Source organism: Amycolatopsis sp. NPDC104587 (assembly GCF_055583645.1).
This window is the reverse complement of record NZ_JBVJNO010000005.1, coordinates 329,487-347,834: the sequence shown is the minus strand read 5'-3', so window position 1 is coordinate 347,834 and position 18,348 is coordinate 329,487. Positions and strand designations below refer to the sequence as shown.

17 protein-coding genes are annotated in these 18,348 nt (G+C 71.9%); 9 read left to right on the top strand and 8 right to left on the bottom strand.

Annotated elements, in window-relative coordinates; all coding sequences use genetic code 11:
* Positions 1-13: 13 nt before the first annotated feature.
* Positions 14-3,037: a helix-turn-helix transcriptional regulator gene (locus ACZ61C_RS17105; RefSeq protein WP_465307652.1), complete on the top strand. Its 3,024-nt coding sequence runs from the start codon at positions 14-16 to the stop codon at positions 3,035-3,037.
* Between the two features lie 126 nt (positions 3,038-3,163).
* Here the strand turns inward: ACZ61C_RS17105 and ACZ61C_RS17100 are convergent, their stop codons facing one another.
* The 3 genes from ACZ61C_RS17100 to ACZ61C_RS17090 form a co-directional block, all read right to left on the bottom strand.
* Positions 3,164-4,774, bottom strand: a complete 1,611-nt coding sequence (locus ACZ61C_RS17100; protein WP_465307650.1) for a succinic semialdehyde dehydrogenase — start codon at positions 4,772-4,774, stop codon at positions 3,164-3,166.
* 214 nt (positions 4,775-4,988) lie between these two features.
* Positions 4,989-5,918 carry a hypothetical protein gene (locus ACZ61C_RS17095; protein ID WP_465307648.1) on the bottom strand — a complete coding sequence of 310 codons (930 nt, stop codon included), beginning with the start codon at positions 5,916-5,918 and terminating at the stop codon, positions 4,989-4,991.
* Positions 5,919-6,003: 85 nt separating this feature from the next.
* Positions 6,004-6,621: a TetR/AcrR family transcriptional regulator gene (locus ACZ61C_RS17090; protein ID WP_465307646.1), complete on the bottom strand. Its 618-nt coding sequence runs from the start codon at positions 6,619-6,621 to the stop codon at positions 6,004-6,006.
* Between the two features lie 94 nt (positions 6,622-6,715).
* Here ACZ61C_RS17090 and ACZ61C_RS17085 point away from each other — a divergent pair, with 94 nt between their 5' ends.
* Together ACZ61C_RS17085 and ACZ61C_RS17080 are read left to right on the top strand one after the other, a co-directional pair.
* Positions 6,716-7,867 carry an acyl-CoA dehydrogenase family protein gene (locus ACZ61C_RS17085; protein ID WP_465307644.1) on the top strand — a complete coding sequence of 384 codons (1,152 nt, stop codon included), beginning with the start codon at positions 6,716-6,718 and terminating at the stop codon, positions 7,865-7,867.
* An 11-nt stretch (positions 7,868-7,878) separates the two neighbouring features.
* Positions 7,879-9,015, top strand: a complete 1,137-nt coding sequence (locus ACZ61C_RS17080) for a CaiB/BaiF CoA transferase family protein (RefSeq protein WP_465307642.1) — start codon at positions 7,879-7,881, stop codon at positions 9,013-9,015.
* Here ACZ61C_RS17080 and ACZ61C_RS17075 read toward each other — a convergent pair.
* Together ACZ61C_RS17075 and ACZ61C_RS17070 are read right to left on the bottom strand one after the other, a co-directional pair.
* A complete protein-coding gene (locus ACZ61C_RS17075) occupies positions 9,012-9,542 on the bottom strand; it encodes a GNAT family N-acetyltransferase (RefSeq protein ID WP_465307640.1) in 531 nt (176 codons plus the stop codon). The genes ACZ61C_RS17080 and ACZ61C_RS17075 overlap by 4 nt on opposite strands.
* Before the next feature lie 273 nt (positions 9,543-9,815).
* Positions 9,816-10,589, bottom strand: coding sequence for a crotonase/enoyl-CoA hydratase family protein (locus ACZ61C_RS17070; protein ID WP_465307638.1), 774 nt, complete (start codon positions 10,587-10,589; stop codon positions 9,816-9,818).
* Positions 10,590-10,693: 104 nt separating this feature from the next.
* On the opposite strand from ACZ61C_RS17070, the gene ACZ61C_RS17065 reads away from it, so the two are divergent.
* The 5 genes from ACZ61C_RS17065 (at position 10,694) to ACZ61C_RS17045 (ending at position 13,548) form a co-directional block, all read left to right on the top strand.
* The gene (locus tag ACZ61C_RS17065) at positions 10,694-10,861 is read left to right on the top strand and encodes a hypothetical protein (protein WP_465307636.1); all 168 of its coding nucleotides are present in this window, start codon (positions 10,694-10,696) and stop codon (positions 10,859-10,861) included.
* Positions 10,862-11,220: 359 nt separating this feature from the next.
* Positions 11,221-11,703, top strand: a complete 483-nt coding sequence (locus tag ACZ61C_RS17060; protein ID WP_285483327.1) for a helix-turn-helix transcriptional regulator — start codon at positions 11,221-11,223, stop codon at positions 11,701-11,703.
* A 116-nt stretch (positions 11,704-11,819) separates the two neighbouring features.
* Entirely contained in the window at positions 11,820-12,734 is a 915-nt protein-coding gene (locus tag ACZ61C_RS17055) for a lytic transglycosylase domain-containing protein (protein ID WP_465307634.1), read from the top strand.
* Positions 12,735-12,800: 66 nt separating this feature from the next.
* Positions 12,801-13,193 carry a hypothetical protein gene (locus ACZ61C_RS17050; protein WP_465307632.1) on the top strand — a complete coding sequence of 131 codons (393 nt, stop codon included), beginning with the start codon at positions 12,801-12,803 and terminating at the stop codon, positions 13,191-13,193.
* Positions 13,194-13,203: 10 nt separating this feature from the next.
* Positions 13,204-13,548, top strand: a complete 345-nt coding sequence (locus ACZ61C_RS17045; protein WP_284741204.1) for a DUF3817 domain-containing protein — start codon at positions 13,204-13,206, stop codon at positions 13,546-13,548.
* On the opposite strand, the gene ACZ61C_RS17040 is transcribed toward ACZ61C_RS17045, so the two are convergent.
* Complete coding sequence (locus tag ACZ61C_RS17040; RefSeq protein ID WP_465307630.1) at positions 13,526-14,950, bottom strand: MFS transporter; 1,425 nt, start codon at positions 14,948-14,950, stop codon at positions 13,526-13,528. The two genes, ACZ61C_RS17045 and ACZ61C_RS17040, sit on opposite strands and share 23 nt — an antisense overlap.
* Before the next feature lie 135 nt (positions 14,951-15,085).
* On the opposite strand from ACZ61C_RS17040, the gene ACZ61C_RS17035 reads away from it, so the two are divergent.
* Positions 15,086-15,646, top strand: a complete 561-nt coding sequence (locus ACZ61C_RS17035) for a TetR/AcrR family transcriptional regulator (RefSeq protein WP_465307628.1) — start codon at positions 15,086-15,088, stop codon at positions 15,644-15,646.
* A gap of 18 nt (positions 15,647-15,664) precedes the next feature.
* Here ACZ61C_RS17035 and ACZ61C_RS17030 read toward each other — a convergent pair whose 3' ends face one another.
* Together ACZ61C_RS17030 and ACZ61C_RS17025 are read right to left on the bottom strand one after the other, a co-directional pair.
* Positions 15,665-17,257 carry a solute symporter family protein gene (locus ACZ61C_RS17030; protein ID WP_465307626.1) on the bottom strand — a complete coding sequence of 531 codons (1,593 nt, stop codon included), beginning with the start codon at positions 17,255-17,257 and terminating at the stop codon, positions 15,665-15,667.
* Entirely contained in the window at positions 17,254-17,688 is a 435-nt protein-coding gene (locus tag ACZ61C_RS17025; protein WP_465307624.1) for a DUF485 domain-containing protein, read from the bottom strand. The genes ACZ61C_RS17030 and ACZ61C_RS17025 overlap by 4 nt, the downstream gene beginning before the upstream one ends.
* Positions 17,689-18,348 lie beyond the last annotated feature (660 nt).

Genomic DNA, 18,348 nt, shown 5'->3' with positions numbered 1-18,348 from the left:
GGGGTGAGACAGAATGCTCATCGTGCCCCGACTCGGCTCCGGAATCCCGCTCGTCGCCCGTACCCACGAGATGCGGCGGCTCCGCGCCGCCTTCGCCCGGGCCGAACGGGGCGAAGCCGGCGCGGTGCTGCTCTCGGGGGACGCCGGGGTCGGCAAGACCCGGCTGCTGACCGCGCTCGGCGAGCACGTCGGCGGCTGCGGTGGGCTGGTGCTCACCGGCCGCTGCATCGACGTCCGCGAGGGCGGCCTTCCTTATCTTCCCTTCGCCGAGGCGCTCGCCCCGCTGGGCAGCGCGACGGACCCGGCGGTCGCCGCCGCGGTGCGGTCCCGGCCCGCGCTCGGGCGGCTCCTGCCGCAGGGCGCCGGGGTCGAGGAACCCCGTACGGCGGAACACCCGCCGATGACTTCGAACGACCGGGAAACCATGGTGCGTCCCCGGCCGGAGCAGGATCTCGGTCAGCTGCAGCTGTTCGACGCGGTACTGGGGGTGCTGACCGAGATCGCCGAGACGCGGCCGGTGGTGATCCTGCTCGAGGACCTCCACTGGGCCGACGCCTCGACCCGCAACCTGCTGTCGTTCCTGCTCAGCAGGCTGCGGGCGCAGCGGCTCCTGGTCGTGGGCAGCTACCGGGAGGAGGACGTGCACCGGCGCCACCCGCTGCGCGGCCTCCTCTCGGAGCTGGTCCGGCTCAACACCGTCGAGCGGGTGGACCTGCACCCGTTCGGCGCCGCCGACGCCCGCCGGTTCGTCGAAGCGCTGGCCGACGAGCCGCTGGCCGCGGACGTCGTGGCCGACATCGTCAGCCGCTCCGAGGGCAACCCGTTCTTCGCCGAGGAGCTGCTCGCCACCAAGACCGAGTGCAACGACCTGCCCGCCGGGCTCGCCGAGGTGCTGCTGTCCCGGCTCGAGCGGCTCTCGCCGGACACCCGCCGGGTCGTCCGAGTGATCTCCGTGGCCAACGAGCCGGTGATGCACGGCGCCCTCGCCGAGGTGTCCGGGCTGGGGGAGCTGGAGCTCGACGACGCGTTGCGCGAAGCCGTCCAGCACCACGTGCTGGTGGTGCTCTCGGACGGCTCGTACACGTTCCGGCACGCGTTGCTGCAGGAAGCGGTGTACGGCGACCTGCTGCCGGGAGAGCGCTCGCGCACGCACGCGGCGTACGCGGCCCGGATCCAGGCGCGGCCGCAGGGCCGCGGGCACGACGCGAAGCTGGCCTACCACTCGATGCAGAGCAGCGACCTCGTCACCGCGCTGCCGGCGTCGCTGCGCGCGATGGACGAGGCCGAGAAGCTCGGCGCGCCCGGGTCGGCGCTGCAGCACGTCGAGCAGGCACTGTCCATCTGGGACGCCGTCCCGAAGGCCGAGCGGCCCGAGGGCTTCGATGAGCTGCGGCTGCTGCACGAGGCGTCGTACTTCGCGGGCACGTCCGGCGAGCCCGAGCGGGCCGCCGCATTCGCGCGCTCGGCCACCCAGGCCCTGACCCCGGAGACCTCGAACGACCGCGCGGCGAAGACGTGGCGCCGGCTGGCGGAAGCCCTGCTGGCGCTGGAAGGCACGCTCGACGAGGCGACCGCGGCCATGGACCGGGCCTGGGACCTGGTCAAGGACACCGAGCCGAGCGGGACGCGCGCGTGGGTGCTGGCGGGCCGGGCCGGGTTCCTGCGGATCCTCGAACAGCCGGAGGCGGCGCTGGAGAGCGCGCGTGACGCCGTCGCCGACGCGCAGGCGGTCGGGGCGGCGGCCGCGGAAGCCGCGGCCCTGATCACCTTGGGCACGCTCGCCGACTCCGCGGGTGATCCCGTCGAAGCGCGTGAATGGCTGCGCAAGGCGCAGCGGAAGGCGCGGGACGCCGGCGCCCCCAACACCGAGATCCGCGCGACCTACTTCCTCGCGCTGAGCCACGACGACCACGCCGAGTTCGCCGAAGCGCTGGAGCACGTCGCGACCGGCGTCACCCGGGCCGAAGAGGCCGGGCTCAGCTGGAGCGTCTACGGGCTGGAGCTGCGCGCGCGGCAGCTGACCCTGCGCTACCTGATGGGCGACTGGCCGGACGAGAGCGCGAGCCGGGCCGGGCGCGGGGTGTCGAGCGCGGTCGCCGCGCGCATCCTGGCGATCTGGTCGCTGTTCGTCGTCGCGCGCGGCCGGTTCGACGAAGCCGCGAAGCTCATCGCCGGGCTGCGGCAGCACTGGACGGCAGACATCCAGATCCCGCTGTCGGTCGGGGACGCGGGCATCCAGCTGGCGTTCTGGAAGGGTGAGCACGCCGAAGCGGTACGCCGGGCCGAAGACCTCATCGGCTGGCTGGAACGGATCGAACCCGGTCTGCTGGCCGGCATCCGGGTGGCCGCGGTCGGCGTGACCGCCGCGGCCAGGGCGGCCGCCGAAGCGCGGGTCCACGGTGATCAGGCCGCGGCCGACGCCGCGGTGGCGGCGGGCGAGCGGATGCTGGCGCACGGCCGGATGTGCGCGGTCGTCGGGCAGCCGCGCTCGGGCACGCTCGGGCCGGAGGGCCGGGCGTGGCTGGCCCGGCTGGAGGCGGCGGCGTCCTGCCTGACCGGCCGGGGTGACGCGGCGAAGTGGGCGGCCGCGGCGGAGGCGTTCGGCTACGGCGCCGTCTACGAGCAGGCGATCTGCCGCTGGCACGAAGCCGAAGCGCTGCTGGCGACGGACGCGGACGCGAAGCCGGCGCTCGAAGCGGCCCACGCGGTGGCCATGCGCCTGGGCGCGATCCCGTTGCGCGACGCGGTTCGCGACCTCGGGCACCGGGCCCGCGTCGAGCTGGCGGGCGCCGAACCGCCGGCCCCGGCCCGCACGGTCGCCGACCCGCTGACCGACCGCGAGCGCGACGTCCTCGAGCGCGTCGCGCTGGGCCGCACGAACCGCCAGGTCGGCGAAGAGCTGTACATCAGCGAAAAAACGGTGAGCGTCCACCTCTCGCGGGTGATGGCCAAGCTCGGCGCGAGCCGCCGCGCGGAAGCGGTCGCGATCGCCTACGACCGCGGCCTCCTCACGGCCCCCACCGCCGAACACGCGTGACCAGACCCGGAACTCGCGTGATTGAAGCCGGAACTCGCGTGATCAGAGCCGGTACGGCTGTAATCACGCGAGTTACGGCCGCAGTCACGTGAGTTACGGCCCGGATCACGCGAGTTCCGGGTTGCGTCAGCGGGGGAGGCGGCGGAGGGCCTTGAGGCCCAGGGTCATGCCGCGGGACCACAGCGAACCCGGGACCCGCTTCGGCGGGCGAAGAGCCAACCCGCGCTGCAGCGCGATCGACTGGGCCTCGGTGTACTTCAGCAGGCCTTCGGCGCCGTTGCGGCGGCCGACGCCCGAGTCCTTCATGCCGCCCATCGGGACGCCGACGCTGCCGAACGTCGCGGCGTACCCCTCGTTGACGTTGACCGTCCCGGCCTTGAGGCGCGCCGCGACCTCCCAGCCCGCACGGCCGTTGCGCGACCAGACGCTGGCGTTCAGCCCGAACGGCGTGTCGTTGGCCCGGTTGATGGCTTCGGTGACGTCGGTGTAGCCGTAGATCGAGACCACCGGCCCGAACGTCTCCTCCGCGAACGGCACCATGTCGGGCGTGACGCCGGAAAGCACGGTCGGCTCGTAGAACAGCGGGCCGAGGTCGGGCCGCGCGCGGCCGCCGGTGAGCACGGAAGCGCCCTTCGCGCGGGCGTCCTCGACGTGCGCGGACACCGTCGCGAGCTGGTCTTCCGACGTCAGGGAGCCCATCCCGGCCTGGTAGTCGAGCGCGCCGCCGAGCTTCAGCGCCGCGGTCCGCGTGACGAACGCGCGGGTGAACTCCTCCCGGATCGACTCGTGGACGTAGATCCGCTCGACCGACACGCACAGCTGCCCGGCCGAGGAGAAGCACGCCGTAACCGCGCCGGTCGCGGCCTTGGTGATGTCGGCGTCGGGCAGCACGACCATCGGGTTCTTGCCGCCGAGCTCCAGTGAGTACGACGTCAGCCGCTTCGCCACCTGACCCGCCAGCTCCTTGCCGGTCGGCGTGGACCCGGTGAAGCACAGGTAGTCCGACTCCTCGACCAGCGCGTCGCCGATCTTCGAGCCGCGGCCGAGCACGATCTGCCAGGTCCCGGCCGGCAGCCCGGCCTCCTCGGCGAGCTCGTGCAGCCACAACGCGGACAGCGCGGTCTGGTTGTCCGGCTTCTGCACCACGGCGTTGCCGGCCGCGAGCGCCGGGAGGACGTCCATCGCGGTGAGGGCGAGCGGGTAGTTCCACGGCGAGATGACCCCGACTACACCCTTGGGGTGCCGGATCTCCCCGGCGCGGGTCAGACCGGGGATGACCCCGGCGACGCGGCGCGGGGCGAGCAGCTTCGCCGCGTGCTTGCCGTAGTAGGCCGCCACGAGCGCGGTCGCGCTGACCTCGTCGAACGCGTCGAGCCGGGCCTTGCCCGCTTCGACCTGGACCAGGTCGAGCACCTCGTCCTGCCGGGCGAGCACCAGGTCGTGCAGCCGGGTGAGGACGCGGGCGCGCTCGGCGGGGGAGCGGTCCGCCCACGCGTGCTGGGCGGTCCGGGCGCCGGCGAACACCGCGCGGACGTCGGAGTCGGTGGCCTGGGGCAGGGTCGCGATCGGCTGCCCGGTGAAGGGCGCCCGCATCCGGACCGTCGCCGAGTCCTCGCCACCGGCCACGCGCGCGACGAGCTGGGCCGCCCGCGCCGAGCCCGGCGCCCCGGCCACCCCGCCGACGGTCGGCGGCAGGGGAGTGGCTTCGAGCGCGTTCGCGGGGGTCGTGCTGGTCATGACGTCTCCGTTCCGCGGCGTCCGGAGTCCGCGCGACGCCGCGCGCAGGTGTTACCGATCCGGCCAAAAGCAGGCCGCCTGCCCCCGCAGCACGCAACCGTTACCACGAAGCCATGCGGCCGTGACTGTGGTCGGATTGGTAACCGATGGCACACTACCGACGAGTACAGCATACCGTCGGTACGTCAGATGTCCAGCCTGATGTGAATATCTTTCACGTATTGGGTGGGTTCAGTGGCGGCAGCTGGTAGTTCGGCTCGGTCGGGGACGCCTGCCCCTGCCCCGGGTACGGGTGCGCCTGCGTCGCGCCGCCGTAGGGGTCGTCGGGCTGCTGGGGCACCGGCTGGGCGGGGAACGGCTGCGACTGCGGTCCGGGCTGCGCCGGGAACGGCTGCGACGGCGGTCCCGCCTGCGCCGGGAACGGCTGCGAAGGCGGGTACTGCTGGCCCATCGGGTACTGCTGCGGCGGAACGGGGTAGGGCCGCGACTGCTGCTGGTGCAGCTGGGGCCCGCCGTAGGGCGCCGGGATCCCGGACGGCGCGGTGGCGGGCGCGCGCCGGCCGGCCAGCACCGCGAACACCAGCGTCAGCACCGCGACGGCCCCGCCGCCGAGCAGCAGCCAGAAGCCGGTCCCGGTCGAGTAGTGCGACTGGATCGTGCCCTCGTCGGACTCGTAGCTCAAGGTCGCCGAGACGTCCATGCCGAGCATCCACACCGCCGCGGCCGCCCCGGCGGCGCCGGCCACCAGCGCGGTCCGCGCGCCCGAGCGCACCCCGGCGCGGGCCGAGCGGCGCGAGCCGGCGAACGCCAGCACGGCCCCGGCCAGCAGCACCACGGCGGCCGCGGACAGCGGGATCCCGTAGTGCGCGACGTGGGTGTTCTCGTAGAACTTCGCGGCCTCGGCGCCCGGTTCGACGCCGAACGTGCGTGACCAGGCGCTGATCGTCTGGCTGCTCTCGGTCTTGTTGTCCACGATCTGCTCGAACGACGTCTGCGGCAGGAACGACCCGGCCACGACGAGCGCCGCGGCCAGCGCGCCGAGCATCCCGGCGAGCAGCCGGAAGAGCGCGCCCGGATCGGTGGGCGCCGCGGCGGGCGGAGGGGTGTAGGCGTACGGATATGGGGCCGGCGCACCGGAGGTCATCGGGAACTCCCCTCGTTCGCAGGGGATTGGACCACGAATCCGACGGCGGGATAAGGGGCACTTCGCCTCTTGCCCGGCGGGCTGCTCAGCTCGGCGCAGTCGCTGCGTCCTGGTAGAGCAGGACGGCGATGCGCTTCCACTCCTCGAGCAGCTGACGGCGCCGGTTCGGGTCGCCGCCGAGCTCGGCGTCCAGCGCCAGCCCGCGGGTCAGGTTCACGGTGAGCCAGAACAGCATCTCGGCGCGTTCGGGTGGGAGGTCGCCGGCGACCTGCGTGACGTGCTCGAGCGTCGCGCGGCCCAGCGCGCGGTCGACCGGGCGGATGGCCGCGCGCAGCTCGGGATCGGTGCGGGCGGCGACCCACAGCTCGGTGACGGCGGTCGAAAGGGTGCCCGAGTAGCCGGTCCAGAGCAGGTCGATCGCCGCGGCGACGCCGGTGCCGCCGCTGGGCAGCTCGTCGAGCGACACCGCGAGCTGGCGCCGCAGCTTCGTCGTCAGGTGCTCGACGGCGGCCGCCATCAGCTCGGCCTTCGCGGTGAAGTGGTGCTGCACCGCGCCCTTGGACACGCCCGCCCGCGCGCAGATCTCCTGCACCGACGTGCGCGCGTACCCGACGTCCACCAGGCAGTCGATGGTGGCGTCGAGCAGCGCCGTGCGGGTCTGCTCGCGCCGCTGCGCCTGGGTCCGGTGTGCCGTTTCGGTCACCGCGGCCTCCCTGCTTTACCTACAGGCCGGTACGGATGTACATTCCGCAGTGAACTTACATGCTGTTCGTCATGTTTTCCAGCAGGAGGGTCCCGTGCCGCTTCAACTCCCGAAGAGCTCCTGGAGCACGACCGAGCTCGAAGACCTCCGCGAGCTGTCGCGGTCGTTCCTGCAGAAGGAGGCCGTCCCGCACCAGGAACGCTGGGCCGCCGAGAAGAAGGTCGACCGAGAGCTGTGGAACAAGGCGGGCGACGTCGGCCTGCTCTGCCTGTCCATCCCCGAGGAGTACGGCGGGGGCGGCGGCACCTTCGCCCACGAGGCCGTGCTCTACGAGGAGCAGGCCCGCTCCGGCGACAGCGCGTGGGGCGTCACCGTCCACAACGGAATCGTGGCGCACTACCTGAACGCGTACGCCTCCGAAGAGAAGAAGCGCGAGTGGCTGCCGAAGCTGGCCACCGGCGAGCTGGTCGGCGCGATCGCGATGACCGAGCCGGGCACCGGGTCGGACCTGCAGGGCATCAAGACGCGCGCGGTCCGCGACGGTGACCACTACGTCCTCAACGGCGCGAAGACCTTCATCACCAACGGGTTGCACGCCGGCCTCGTGGTCGTCGCGTGCAAGACCGACCCGGACGCGGGCGCGCAGGGCGTCTCGCTGATCGTGGTCGAGACCGACTCCCCGGGCTTCCGCCGCGGCCGCGTGCTCGACAAGGTCGGCCTCAAGGGCCAGGACACCGCCGAACTGTTCTTCGACGACGTCCGCGTGCCGGTCGCCAACCTGCTCGGCGACGCCGAGGGCCAGGGCTTCATCCAGCTGATGCTGCAGCTGCCGCAGGAACGGCTGATCATCGCCGTCACCGCGGTGGCCGGGCTGGAGGCGGCCGTCGACCTCACGCTCGAGTACACGAAGGAGCGCACGGCGTTCGGCCGGCCCATCTTCTCCTTCCAGAACACCAAGTTCACCCTCGCCGAGGCGGCGACCGAGGCCGCCGTCGCGCGGGCGTTCCTCGACCAGTGCATCGAACGCCACCTCAAGGGCGAGCTCGACGTCCAGGGCGCGGCGATGGCGAAGCTCTGGACCACCGAGCGCGTCAACAAGGTGGTCGACGACTGCGTCCAGCTCTTCGGCGGCTACGGCTACATGACCGAGTACCCGATCGCGCGCGCCTGGGCCGACGTCCGCATCTCGCGGATCTTTGGTGGCACCAGCGAGATCATGAAGGAAATCATCTCCCGCTCGCTCTGAGAGGACCGACTATGAAGGCAGGTCCGCTCAGCGGCCTGAAGGTGGTGGAGCTGGCCGGGCTCGCGCCCGGCCCGTTCGCCACGATGATCCTCGCCGACCTCGGCGCCGACGTGGTCCGCGTCGACCGCGCGACGCCGGGGGAGGACGTGCTCGGCATCCCGACCGACCCCCTCGCGCGCGGCCGCCGCTCGGTCGGCATCAACACCAAGACGCCCGAAGGGGTCGAGCTGGTGCTGAAGCTGTGCGACACCGCCGACATCCTCATCGAGCCGTTCCGGCCCGGGGTCGCCGAGCGGATCGGGCTCGGCCCCGAGGTCGTGCACGCCCGCAACCCGCGGCTCGTCTACGGCCGGATGACCGGCTGGGGCCAGGACGGGCCGCTGGCGAAGGCGGCCGGCCACGACATCAACTACATCGGCATCGCCGGCGCGCTCGAGCCGATCGGGCGCGCGGGGGAGCGGCCGGTGCCGCCGCTCAACCTCGTCGGCGACTTCGGCGGTGGCGGGCTGCTGCTCGCGATGGGCATCCTGGCCGCGCTGTACGAACGGAACAGCTCCGGTCGCGGCCAGGTCGTCGACGCGTCGATGGTCGACGGCGCCGCGCTGCTCACCACCAGCCTGCACGGCATGGCCGCGGCCGGGCTGTGGGGCGGCGGCCGCGGGGACAACATGCTCGACGGCGGCGCGCCGTTCTACGACACCTACGAGACCGCGGACGGAAAGTACGTCGCCGTCGGCGCGATCGAGATGCGGTTCTGGGGCGACCTGGTGAAGGTGCTCGAGCTCGACCCGGCCGACCTGCCGCTGCACGTGGACAAGACACAGTGGCCGCGCCTTCGCGAGATCCTCGCGGCGGCGATCGGCAAGCACGCCCGCGACGACCTCGTCGCCCGCGCCGAAGGCACCGACGCGTGCCTGACCCCGGTGCTCGCGCCCGGCGAAGCGGCGTCGCACCCGCACAACGCGGCGCGCGGCACGTTCGTCGAGATCGGCGGGATGGTCCAGCCGGCCCCGGCCCCGCGGTTCGACCGGACGCCGCCGGAGACGCCGGAAGCCCCGCGCACCAAGGGATCCGACACCGAAGCCGTGCTTGCCGAGCTGGGTGTCACGGACCTCGGCGCGCTGCGTTCGGCGGGGGTGATCGCCTAGTTCTTCGCCAGGTCGGAGCGCACGACCGAGTAGATGACGCTGTCGCGCCAGTCGCCGTCTCGGAAGCCGTAGCCGCGAAGGACTCCTTCGCGGGTGAAGCCGGCCTTCTCGAGCGAGCGCTGTTCGGCGCGGTTGCCGGTCTCGGTCGTCGCTTCGATCCGGTTGAGCTGGGTGTGCGCGAAGAGGTATTCGACGAGCAGGCGCTGGGCTTCGGTGCCGTAGCCGTGGCCGCGCGCTTCCGCGGCCAGCACGAGCCCGACGTTCCAGCAGTAGGACGTCGGCCCGGTCCGGCTGCGGTGCCAGGAGACGAGCCCGAGCACGCGGCTCCCGAGCACCGGCACGAGCATGCCGCTTTCGGTGGTGAGCATCCCGGTCTCGTGCCACCGGCGGCGCAGGTAACCGGGATCGTGCCAGCCGAACCACTGGTGCTCACCGGACGCGGCGGGATCGTTGGTCAGCCGCTCCAGCAGGCCGAGATCGGCTTCGGCGACGGGCCGGAGCACGACTCTGTCGACATCGTCGTCCATCCGGCGACCTTATCGGCCGCTCACCCGGAATCACGGCGGCTTCGCGAGATCCACTCACTAGAGGCATGCCCGGTAACTCCGGGCATCCCCCGTGCTCGGGCAGGCATCACCCGTGTCTGCACGGGCATCACACGTGATTGAGCGGGCATCACACGTGACTGGGCGGGCATCAGCGCGATGCCCCGCCCATCACGCGTGATGCCCCTCGGGTCACGCGTGATGCCCCTTCAAGCACGTGTGATGCCTCGCCAGGCACGTGTGATGCCTCTCGGGTCACGCGAAAGTGCCGTGCCGGCCCTCGCCGTCGCTGAACCTCGCCGCGCCGTCGACCGCTTCCGCCGCCAGGACTCCCGCGCCCATCGCCGCGGCGAACTCCGCCGTCAGCGCGTCCTCTTCGGACCGTCCCCACTGCCCGACCGCCGAGAGCCGGTCGCCGCGCAGGCAGGCCTGCGGGAACGCCGCGAGCTGCCGCGCGAGCTCCTGCGCCGCCGAAACCGCCTCGCCCGCCGGCACGAGCCGGTTGGCCAGGCCGATCGAAAACGCTTCGTCCGCCTCGACCGGACGTCCGGTCAGGATCAGGTCCATCGCCCGCGACTGGCCGATCAGCCGCGGGAGCCGCACCGTGCCGCCGTCGATCAGCGGGACGCCCCAGCGGCGGCAGAACACGCCGAACACCGCCGTCGTGTCCGCGACCCGCAGGTCGCACCACAGCGCCAGCTCCAGCCCGCCCGCGACGGCGTGCCCGTGCACCGCCGCGATCACCGGTTTGCCGAGCGTCATCCGGGTGGGGCCCATCGGGCCGTCCCCGTCCGGGTGAGTCCGGTTCATCCGCCCGGTGCCGATCGCCTTGAGGTCCGCGCCCGCGCAGAAGGCGCCGCCCGCGCCGGTCAGCACCGCGACCGCGGCGTCGGGGTCGGCGTCGAAGGCGCGGAACGCCTCAGCCAGCTCCGTCGCGGTCGGCCCGTCGACGGCGTTGCGGGCGCCCGGTCGGTCGAGGGTGATCGTCGTCACCGCGCCGTCCCGCTCAACCAGCACGTTCCGGGTCATCGCGGCTCCTAGGGGGTTGATCGGGGTGTCTTCCGGGCAAGCCTTCCCTAGAGTATGGGCGTGGCCACTCCCAGGACGGGGACGGCGAGCCGGGGAGGAAGCGCATGTCGAGTGGCGTGAAGAAAGTCCTGATCGTGGGCGTCGTGGCCCTCGTGCTCTTCTTCCTGATCACCCAGCCCCACCAGTCCGCCGACTTCGTGCACCGCGTCCTCGGCTGGCTGAAGGACGGTGCCGAAGCGATCGTCACGTTCTTCCGGACGCTCTTCTCCTGACCTCGCACGACCCGCTCACCGGCACCGCATCGGCGGCGCCGCGGTCACCGTGCGTGTTACCGGACGGTAAATCACCGAGCGTCACCAATCTCGGATTTCGGACCCTGCACTCGACCATCCGGGTGGATTGCCGCCGAAAACGCGCAGGTCGGCGAATTCGTGGCACCGGGGGTCTGGCGAAGGAGACCACCCCGGCCCTACGGTGCTCACATTGCGTGATCGGGTGGTTCGCCCTCCCTCTCGGAGACCCCCGGTACGCAGGCAGTTTCCACTCAGCAAGGTGCAGGTGGGTGCGTGCGGCACCACCGCGTGGGACAGGCGTCAGGGCCTGTCCGTCGGGGACCTACAAGGAGGCAGGGATGACCGGAGATCCCGGAGTGGACGCGCTGATCCGGCAATGGGCCGCCGAGCGCGAGCAGACTCCCGAAGAGCAGGAGGTCGACCGCATCGCTTCCGCGTGGCTGGCCGACGCGCCTGCCCAGGCTCCGGGCATCCCGGGCCAGCGGGCCCGGTCCGGGCAGCAGCGGTTCGTCCCGGTCGAGTCGGCCGACCCCGGCTACCTCGACGCCATGCGCCGCCGCCTGCCGGAGGTGCCCGAAGAGCTGCTCACGGCCGCCGCGGGCTGGTGGCAGATGGTCGGCGGCGTCGCCGAGGCCGAGGAGTGGTGGGACGCCGGTCTCAGCCCGCTCGACCAGCGAGCGCTCGACTACCGGGCGGCCGGCCTCGCGCCGTCCGACCTGAGCCGGCGCCTCGGCCCGATGACCGTCCTGCAGCACCTTCGCCGCGGCAGCGCCCCGGCCTGGTGCGTCGCGCGCCTCGCGCGGCAGCAGAAGTCCGCCTGACCTTCCACACGGCCGGGTGAACCGGTGTGGTGAGACGATTTCGGCGACCCGCGTAACGGTAACCTGCGCGGGCTCGTTGAGAGTCTGTCGACACCACGCTGGAGGACCGGAGTTTCGTGCGCACCCGTACCGGAAAGAACGAGGACGACCCGATCGACGCGAGCGTCGAGGAAGCCGCCCCCGCCGCACCGGCACCGGCGCCGCGCTCCGCGAGTGTCGCGGTGCTCACCCGGCTGGTCGTCGTCCTCGCCGTGCTGGCCGTGGCCGGCGGCGGGATCTGGCTCGTGACCCGCGCGTCGACGCCCGAGGCGAGCCCTCTCACCACCGAGATCCCCGCCCTGCAGGTCAAGGCGGCCGACGTCCGCCCGGGATCGGTCGCCCCGGCCGGGGGCGCGGTCGCTGGCGGCGCTGAACAGCAGACGTCTCCCCAACAGGCCCGCAGCACCGGTCCCGCGACGCTTTCCCAGTGGGCGAGCCAGGTCGCGGGGGCCAGCGGTGTGCCCGCGCGAGCGCTGCAGGCCTACGGCAACGCCGAGCTGGCGATGCGCGCCGACCAGCCGAAGTGCAAGATCTCGTGGGCGACGCTCGCCGGCATCGGCCGGATCGAGTCGAACCACGGCCAGTACGCCGGCGCGGTGCTCGGCGCCGACGGCCGTCCGTCCAAGCCGATCATCGGCGTCCCGCTCGACGGCTCCTCGGGCGTGCAAGCGATCGGGGACACCGACGGCGGCCGTTACGACGGCGACGCCGGGGTGGACCGCGCCGTGGGCCCGATGCAGTTCATTCCGAGCACGTGGCGTAAGTGGGCCTCCGACGGCAACGGCGACGGTCTGGGCGATCCGCAGCAGATCGATGACGCAGCGTTGGCAGCGGCGCGGTACCTGTGCGCCGGCGGCCGGGACATGGCGAGCCCGTCGGGCTGGTGGGCCGGGATCCTCTCCTACAACAACTCGACGGAGTACGCGCAGAAGGTGTTCGGCCTCGCGGACGGGTACGCGAAGGCCGCCCAGTCGGTCCGCAAGCAGGGCTGAGAGCCCGGCCACCCCGCACTGCGGTCGGCCGCCGGGCCTCAGCCGCCCAGTGCTAGCGTCGGATCCGTGCCAGCCTCCCCTCCGCCGGCGGGGTCCCCCTGGGGACGCCGGATCGCGATCGTCGCGACGTGCCTGGTGAGCCTGCTCGTCTGCTGCGGGCTCGCCTGGTGGCAGTGGGACCGCTTCACCTCGGCCAACGGCACGTTCCAGAACCTCGGTTACGTCCTGCAGTGGCCGTTGTTCGGGCTGTTCCCGGCGTTCATGTTCTGGCGGATCCGGAAGCTGCGGCAGAAGGCCGAAGCCGAACCGGCGCCCGTCGTGACGCCGGTCGCCGAGGTGCCCGCCCCCCGCCCCCGTCCGGACGCGCCGCGGCACGACACGGACGAAGACGAGGAGCTGGCCGCCTACAACCGGTACCTGCGCGAGCTGAACGCCCGCGACCAGCAGGCCGCAGAGTGAGGACGACCCGATGACCACCAGCACCGAAGGCGCCGCGCAGACCGCGGTGCCGCTCACCGGCCCCCTGGTCCGGTTCCGCACCGCCGCCTACGTCACCGGTGTCGGCCTGCTCGGCCTGTGCTTCGTGATGGTGCTGCGGTACGGCTTCGACAACCCGACGCCGTCGGCGGTGTACTCGCCGATCCACGGCGTGCTGTACATGATCTACCTGGTGCTGACCATCGACCTGGCGATCAAGGCCCGCTGGTCGATCAAGGGCACCGTGCTCGTGCTGCTGGCCGGGTGCGTCCCGTTCGTCTCGTTCCTCGTCGAGCGCCGGGTGACGCACAAGGTCAAGGCCGGGCAGAAGCTGTAACCCGCCGGAAGGTCAGCGCCACCAAGAACGTGCACGCCGCGAACCCCGCGGCGGTCGCGAACGCGGCGGTCATGCCGTCGACCGTGAGCTGGGCTCCGGTCGTGCCCGCCGAGCGCGTCACCGCGCCGAACACCGTGACCAGGACGGCGAGGCCCAGCGTGCTGCCGACCTGCTGCATCGTCTGCAGCACGCCGCCCGCCGCGCCCGCGTCCTCGTTCGGCACCGTCGCCATCACGATCACGTTGAGCGGCGCGAACGCCAGCCCGCCGCCGAGCCCCATGAGCAGCAGCGGCCCGAACAACGCCGGGAAGTACGTGCTTTCCGGCGTGAGCTGGGCGAGCCAGACGACGCCGGAGACCATGAGCAGCGACCCGGTGATCGCCAGCGGCTTCGGGCCGTACCGCGGGAGCAGCCGCGGCACGAGCCGGCTCATCGTGAAGATCAGCACCGCCATCGGCAGGAACGCGAACCCGGTGGCCAGCGCGGCGAAGTGCCGGATGTCCTGCATGAACTGGGTGAGGAAGAAGAACATCGACATCATGGCCATCGGGCCGAGGAAGAAGCTGACGTAGGCCGCGCTGCGGTTGCGGTCGGCGAACAGCCGCAGCGGGACCAGCGGCGTCGCCGTGCGGGCTTCGATGGCGACGAACGCCGCGAGCAGCACGAGCCCGCCGACGAGCGAGGACAGCGTCACGGTGTTGCCCCAGCCGTCGGACGCGGCGTGGGTGAAGGCGAACACGAGCGAGCCGACGCCGAGGGTGCCGGTGACCGCGCCGGGCAGGTCCAGGTGGGCGGGCCGGCGCGGCGGCTCGGGCACGAACCGCGGTGCGAGCAGGACGATCGCGAGGCCGAACGGGACGTTGATGAACAGCGCCGCCCGCCAGGAGATCCACTCGGTGAGCAGGCCGCCGACGATCAGGCCGATCGCGAACCCGCCGCTGGACATGGCGGAGAACAGCGCCAGCGCCCGGACGCGGGCCTTGGCCTCGGAAAACGTGGTCGTGACCAGGGCCAGGGTGCTCGGCCCCGCCATCGCGGCGCCGACACCCTGCAGGACGCGGGCGGTGATGAGCAGGGCGGCCGAGTCGGCGAGGCCGCCGGCCAGCGAGGCGAGCGTGAACACGGCGACCCCGGCGACGAACATCCGGCGCCGCCCGAACAGGTCGCCCGCCCGGCCGCCGAGCAGCAGCAGGCCGCCGAAGACCAGGCTGTAGGCCGTCATCACCCAGGACAGGCCGGTGGCGGAGAACCCCAGGTCGGCCTGGATGCGCGGGAGCGCGACGTTCATCACCGTCGCGTCGAGGATGAGCATGAGCTGGCAGGTGAGGATGATCGCGAGGACCAGCCCGCTGCGGCGGGCCGGGGCAGGCTCGACCGCACGATGGATCGTTTGCTGGGACAAGAGATACTCCCCCGAGGAGTAAGAGAAGAAGCGGAGATGTTCTCCACTTGCGTGCGATCCGATAATATGGAGAGCGTCTCCGGATGCGCAAGTGAATTCGGAGAATCTCTCCGGTTACGTGGCGAGGAGGCCGGGATGCCGGGCACGGAGCGGCCGATGCGCGCGGACGCGCGGCGCAACTACGAGCGCATCGTCGCGACGGCGAACGAGCTCTTCACCGCGCACGGCGCCGACGTGCCGCTCGACGACGTCGCCAAGAAGGCGGGCGTCGGAGCGGGCACGCTCTACCGGCACTTCCCGACCCGCGAGAAGCTCTTCGAAGCGGTCTACCGCGACGAGATCGAGGTGCTGGCCGACCGCGCGTACGTGCTGCACGACGAGCTGGCGCCGTGGGAGGCGCTCGAGGCGTGGCTGACCGAGCAGGTGACCTGGGTCGTGGAGCGGCACAAGCTGGCCACGATCCTCAAGGAGTCGATCGACTCCGGCTCGGAGACGTTCCTGTACTGCCAGCAGCGCCTGCGCGCGGCGACGGGCGTGCTGGTCGACACCGCGCGCGAGGCGGGCCTGATCCGCGGCGACGTCGTCGGGGCCGACGTCCTGCGGCTGGGGCACGGCGCCGGAATGGCGGTGCGCAACTGCAGCCCCGAGGACGGCAAGCGGGTGCTGACCGTGATCCTGGACGGCCTGCGCGCGTGACGCAGGCCGTCCGCCGGGTCAGCCGCCGATCCCGGTGAGGGACCGGACCTCCATCTCCGCGTGCTTCTCCGCGTCCGCCTTCGGCTTGCCCAGCAGGGTGCCGACGAAGCCGCAGAGGAACGAGAACGGGATCGACACCAGGCCCGGGTTCTTCAGCGGGAACCAGGCGAAGTCGATGCCCTTGACGATCGAGTCCGCCGAGCCGGATACGACCGGGGAGAAGAGCACCAGCACCAGGGACGCGGCCAGGCCGCCGTAGATACCCCAGAGCGTCCCGGTCGTGTTGAACCGCTTCCAGAACAGCGAGTACAGCAGCGTCGACAGGTTCGCCGACGCAGCCACGGCGAACGCCAAGGCCACCAGGAACGCGATGTTCTGGCCGTTCGCCAGCACGCCGCCGACGATGGCGAGCGCCCCGACCGCGATCGCGGTCAGCCGCGCCACCCGGACCTCGTCGGCCGGTTCTGCCTTGCCGCGCTTGAAGATGTTCGCGTAGACGTCGTGGGCGAACGAGGCCGACGCGGTGATCGTCAGCCCGGCCACGACGGCGAGGATCGTCGCGAAGGCGACCGCGGCGATGATGCCCAGCAACAGCGTCCCGCCGACGTGCAGGGCGAGCAGCGGCGCCGCCGAGTTCTCGCCGCCCGGGGCGGCCTTGATCTCGTCCGCGCCGACCAGCGCGGCGGCGCCGAAGCCGATCACGAGCGTGCACAGGTAGAAGACGAACATGCACGCCGTCGCCCAGACGACGCTTCGCCGCGCTTCGCGGGAGTTCGGCACCGTGTAGAAGCGCATGAGCACGTGCGGCAGGGCCGCCGCGCCGAGCACCAGGGCCAGGGCGAGCGACACGAAGTCGAGCTTGGTGGTGCCGTTCTTGCCGTACGAGCCGCCCGGTTCGAGGAGCTTGTCGCCGAGCGGGCTGTTGTCGGCCGCCGAGGACAGCAGGTTCGAGAACCCGAAGCCGAACTTGCCGAACAGGAACACCGTGAGCAGCACGCCGCAGAGCAGCAGGATCGTCGCCTTGATGATCTGCACCCAGGTGGTGCCCTTCATCCCGCCGACCAGCACGTAGAGCACCATGACCAGCCCGACGACGCCGATCACGAGCGCCTGGCCGAGCTTGGAGTGCACGTTGAGCAGCAGCGCGACCAGGCCGCCGGCGCCCGCCATCTGCGCGAGCATGTAGAAGAACGAGATCACCAGCGTCGACGTCGCCGCCGCCGCGCGGACCGGGCGCTGCTTCATCCGGAAGCTCAGCACGTCGCCCATCGTGAACCGGCCGGTGTTGCGCAGCAGCTCCGCGATCAGCAGCAGGTCCACCAGCCACGCGACGAGGAACCCGATGGAGTAGAGGAAGCCGTCGTAGCCGTGGATCGCGATGGCGCCGGCGATGCCGAGGAACGACGCGGCGGAGAGGAAGTCGCCCGAGAGCGCGATGCCGTTCTGGCGGCCGGTGAACGCGCTGCCCGCGGCGTAGTAGTCCGCGGTCGAGGAGTTGCGGGTGCTGGCCCGGTAGACGACGTACAGCGTGATCGCCACGAAGAGGGCGAACACGGCCGTGTTGACGATCGGGTTGCTGGCGGGGGTGCCTTCGGCGGCGAGGGTGGTCATCGGCGCGGTCCTTCCGGAAGGCCCGCCCGGGCCCGGAGCTCGGCGACCCGCGGGTCGAGGTGGCGGCGGGCGTAGCGCAGGTAGAGCCAGGTCACGAGCGCGGTGCTGGCGAACTGGCCGATGCCGAGCAGGATGCCGACGTTGACCTGGCCGAACACCTTCTGGCTCATGAAGTCGTGCGCGTAGGCGGCGAGCAGCACGTAGGTCATGTACCAGGCGAAGAAGGCGAAGCTCATCGGGAAGACGAACGCCCGGAACCGCCGCCGCAGCGCGACGAACTCGGGGCCGGCCTGGATCCCGGCGTAGTCGGGCCCCGTGCGGGGAGGGGGTTGGCGGTGGGCGCCGGACGGGCGGTCCCCGGCGAACAGGGCCGGCAGCTGACCGGTCTCCTCGAGGGCGTTGCCCGTCACGGGGCGCGCGACGTCGTACATGGGTGCCTCCGGCGGAATGCCTGCGTGGCGGCGGTGGCCCGGGGGCGCCTGCGGGCAGGGCGCCGGGCCGCCCTTGCGGACTGCGAGCGGCCATCGTAACTAGGCCGTCCGGCGGAGTCGGCAGGCGGCCGGGTGGTCGAAGCCGCCGGAACGCGCGGTATTCGATTTCCTGTCGAAAGTGTCGAATCCGCGTTCGCTTCGTGATCACGGGCAGATCACCCTAATGATGAGAAGAATTGTGACACGACGTTGTCGCGTTGTGCCGGTACTGCGGCGAACGAGCTAATCCTGTGGGGACTGCGTAGTCATTCGTCACTCAGAGTGGCTCTGCCGGGGGTTCGTAGCGCGGGAGAGGGTCCTCCGAGGGCGGGCGTGGCGGCGAAGATCCACTGGTCAGCGGGGGGTCTCGAAAGAAATCACCGGGTCGGGCGACGGTGCGGGTGAACGCCACAACATCGGGCACACCTTGAGACTTGACCCACCCGATGGGGGTACGGAGTGTAGATCGTCCGAGTGATGCAGTTGCCCTGGGTGGGCTAATCGGGTGACGGCCGGACGTCTCCGAGCACCGCGTCCGGTAACCGGAATTCCCTCTTCGGGGGCGGCGAGGCAGAATGTCGCGGACCACCCTCGGACCCGAAAGCACTTTTCGCAGGTCAG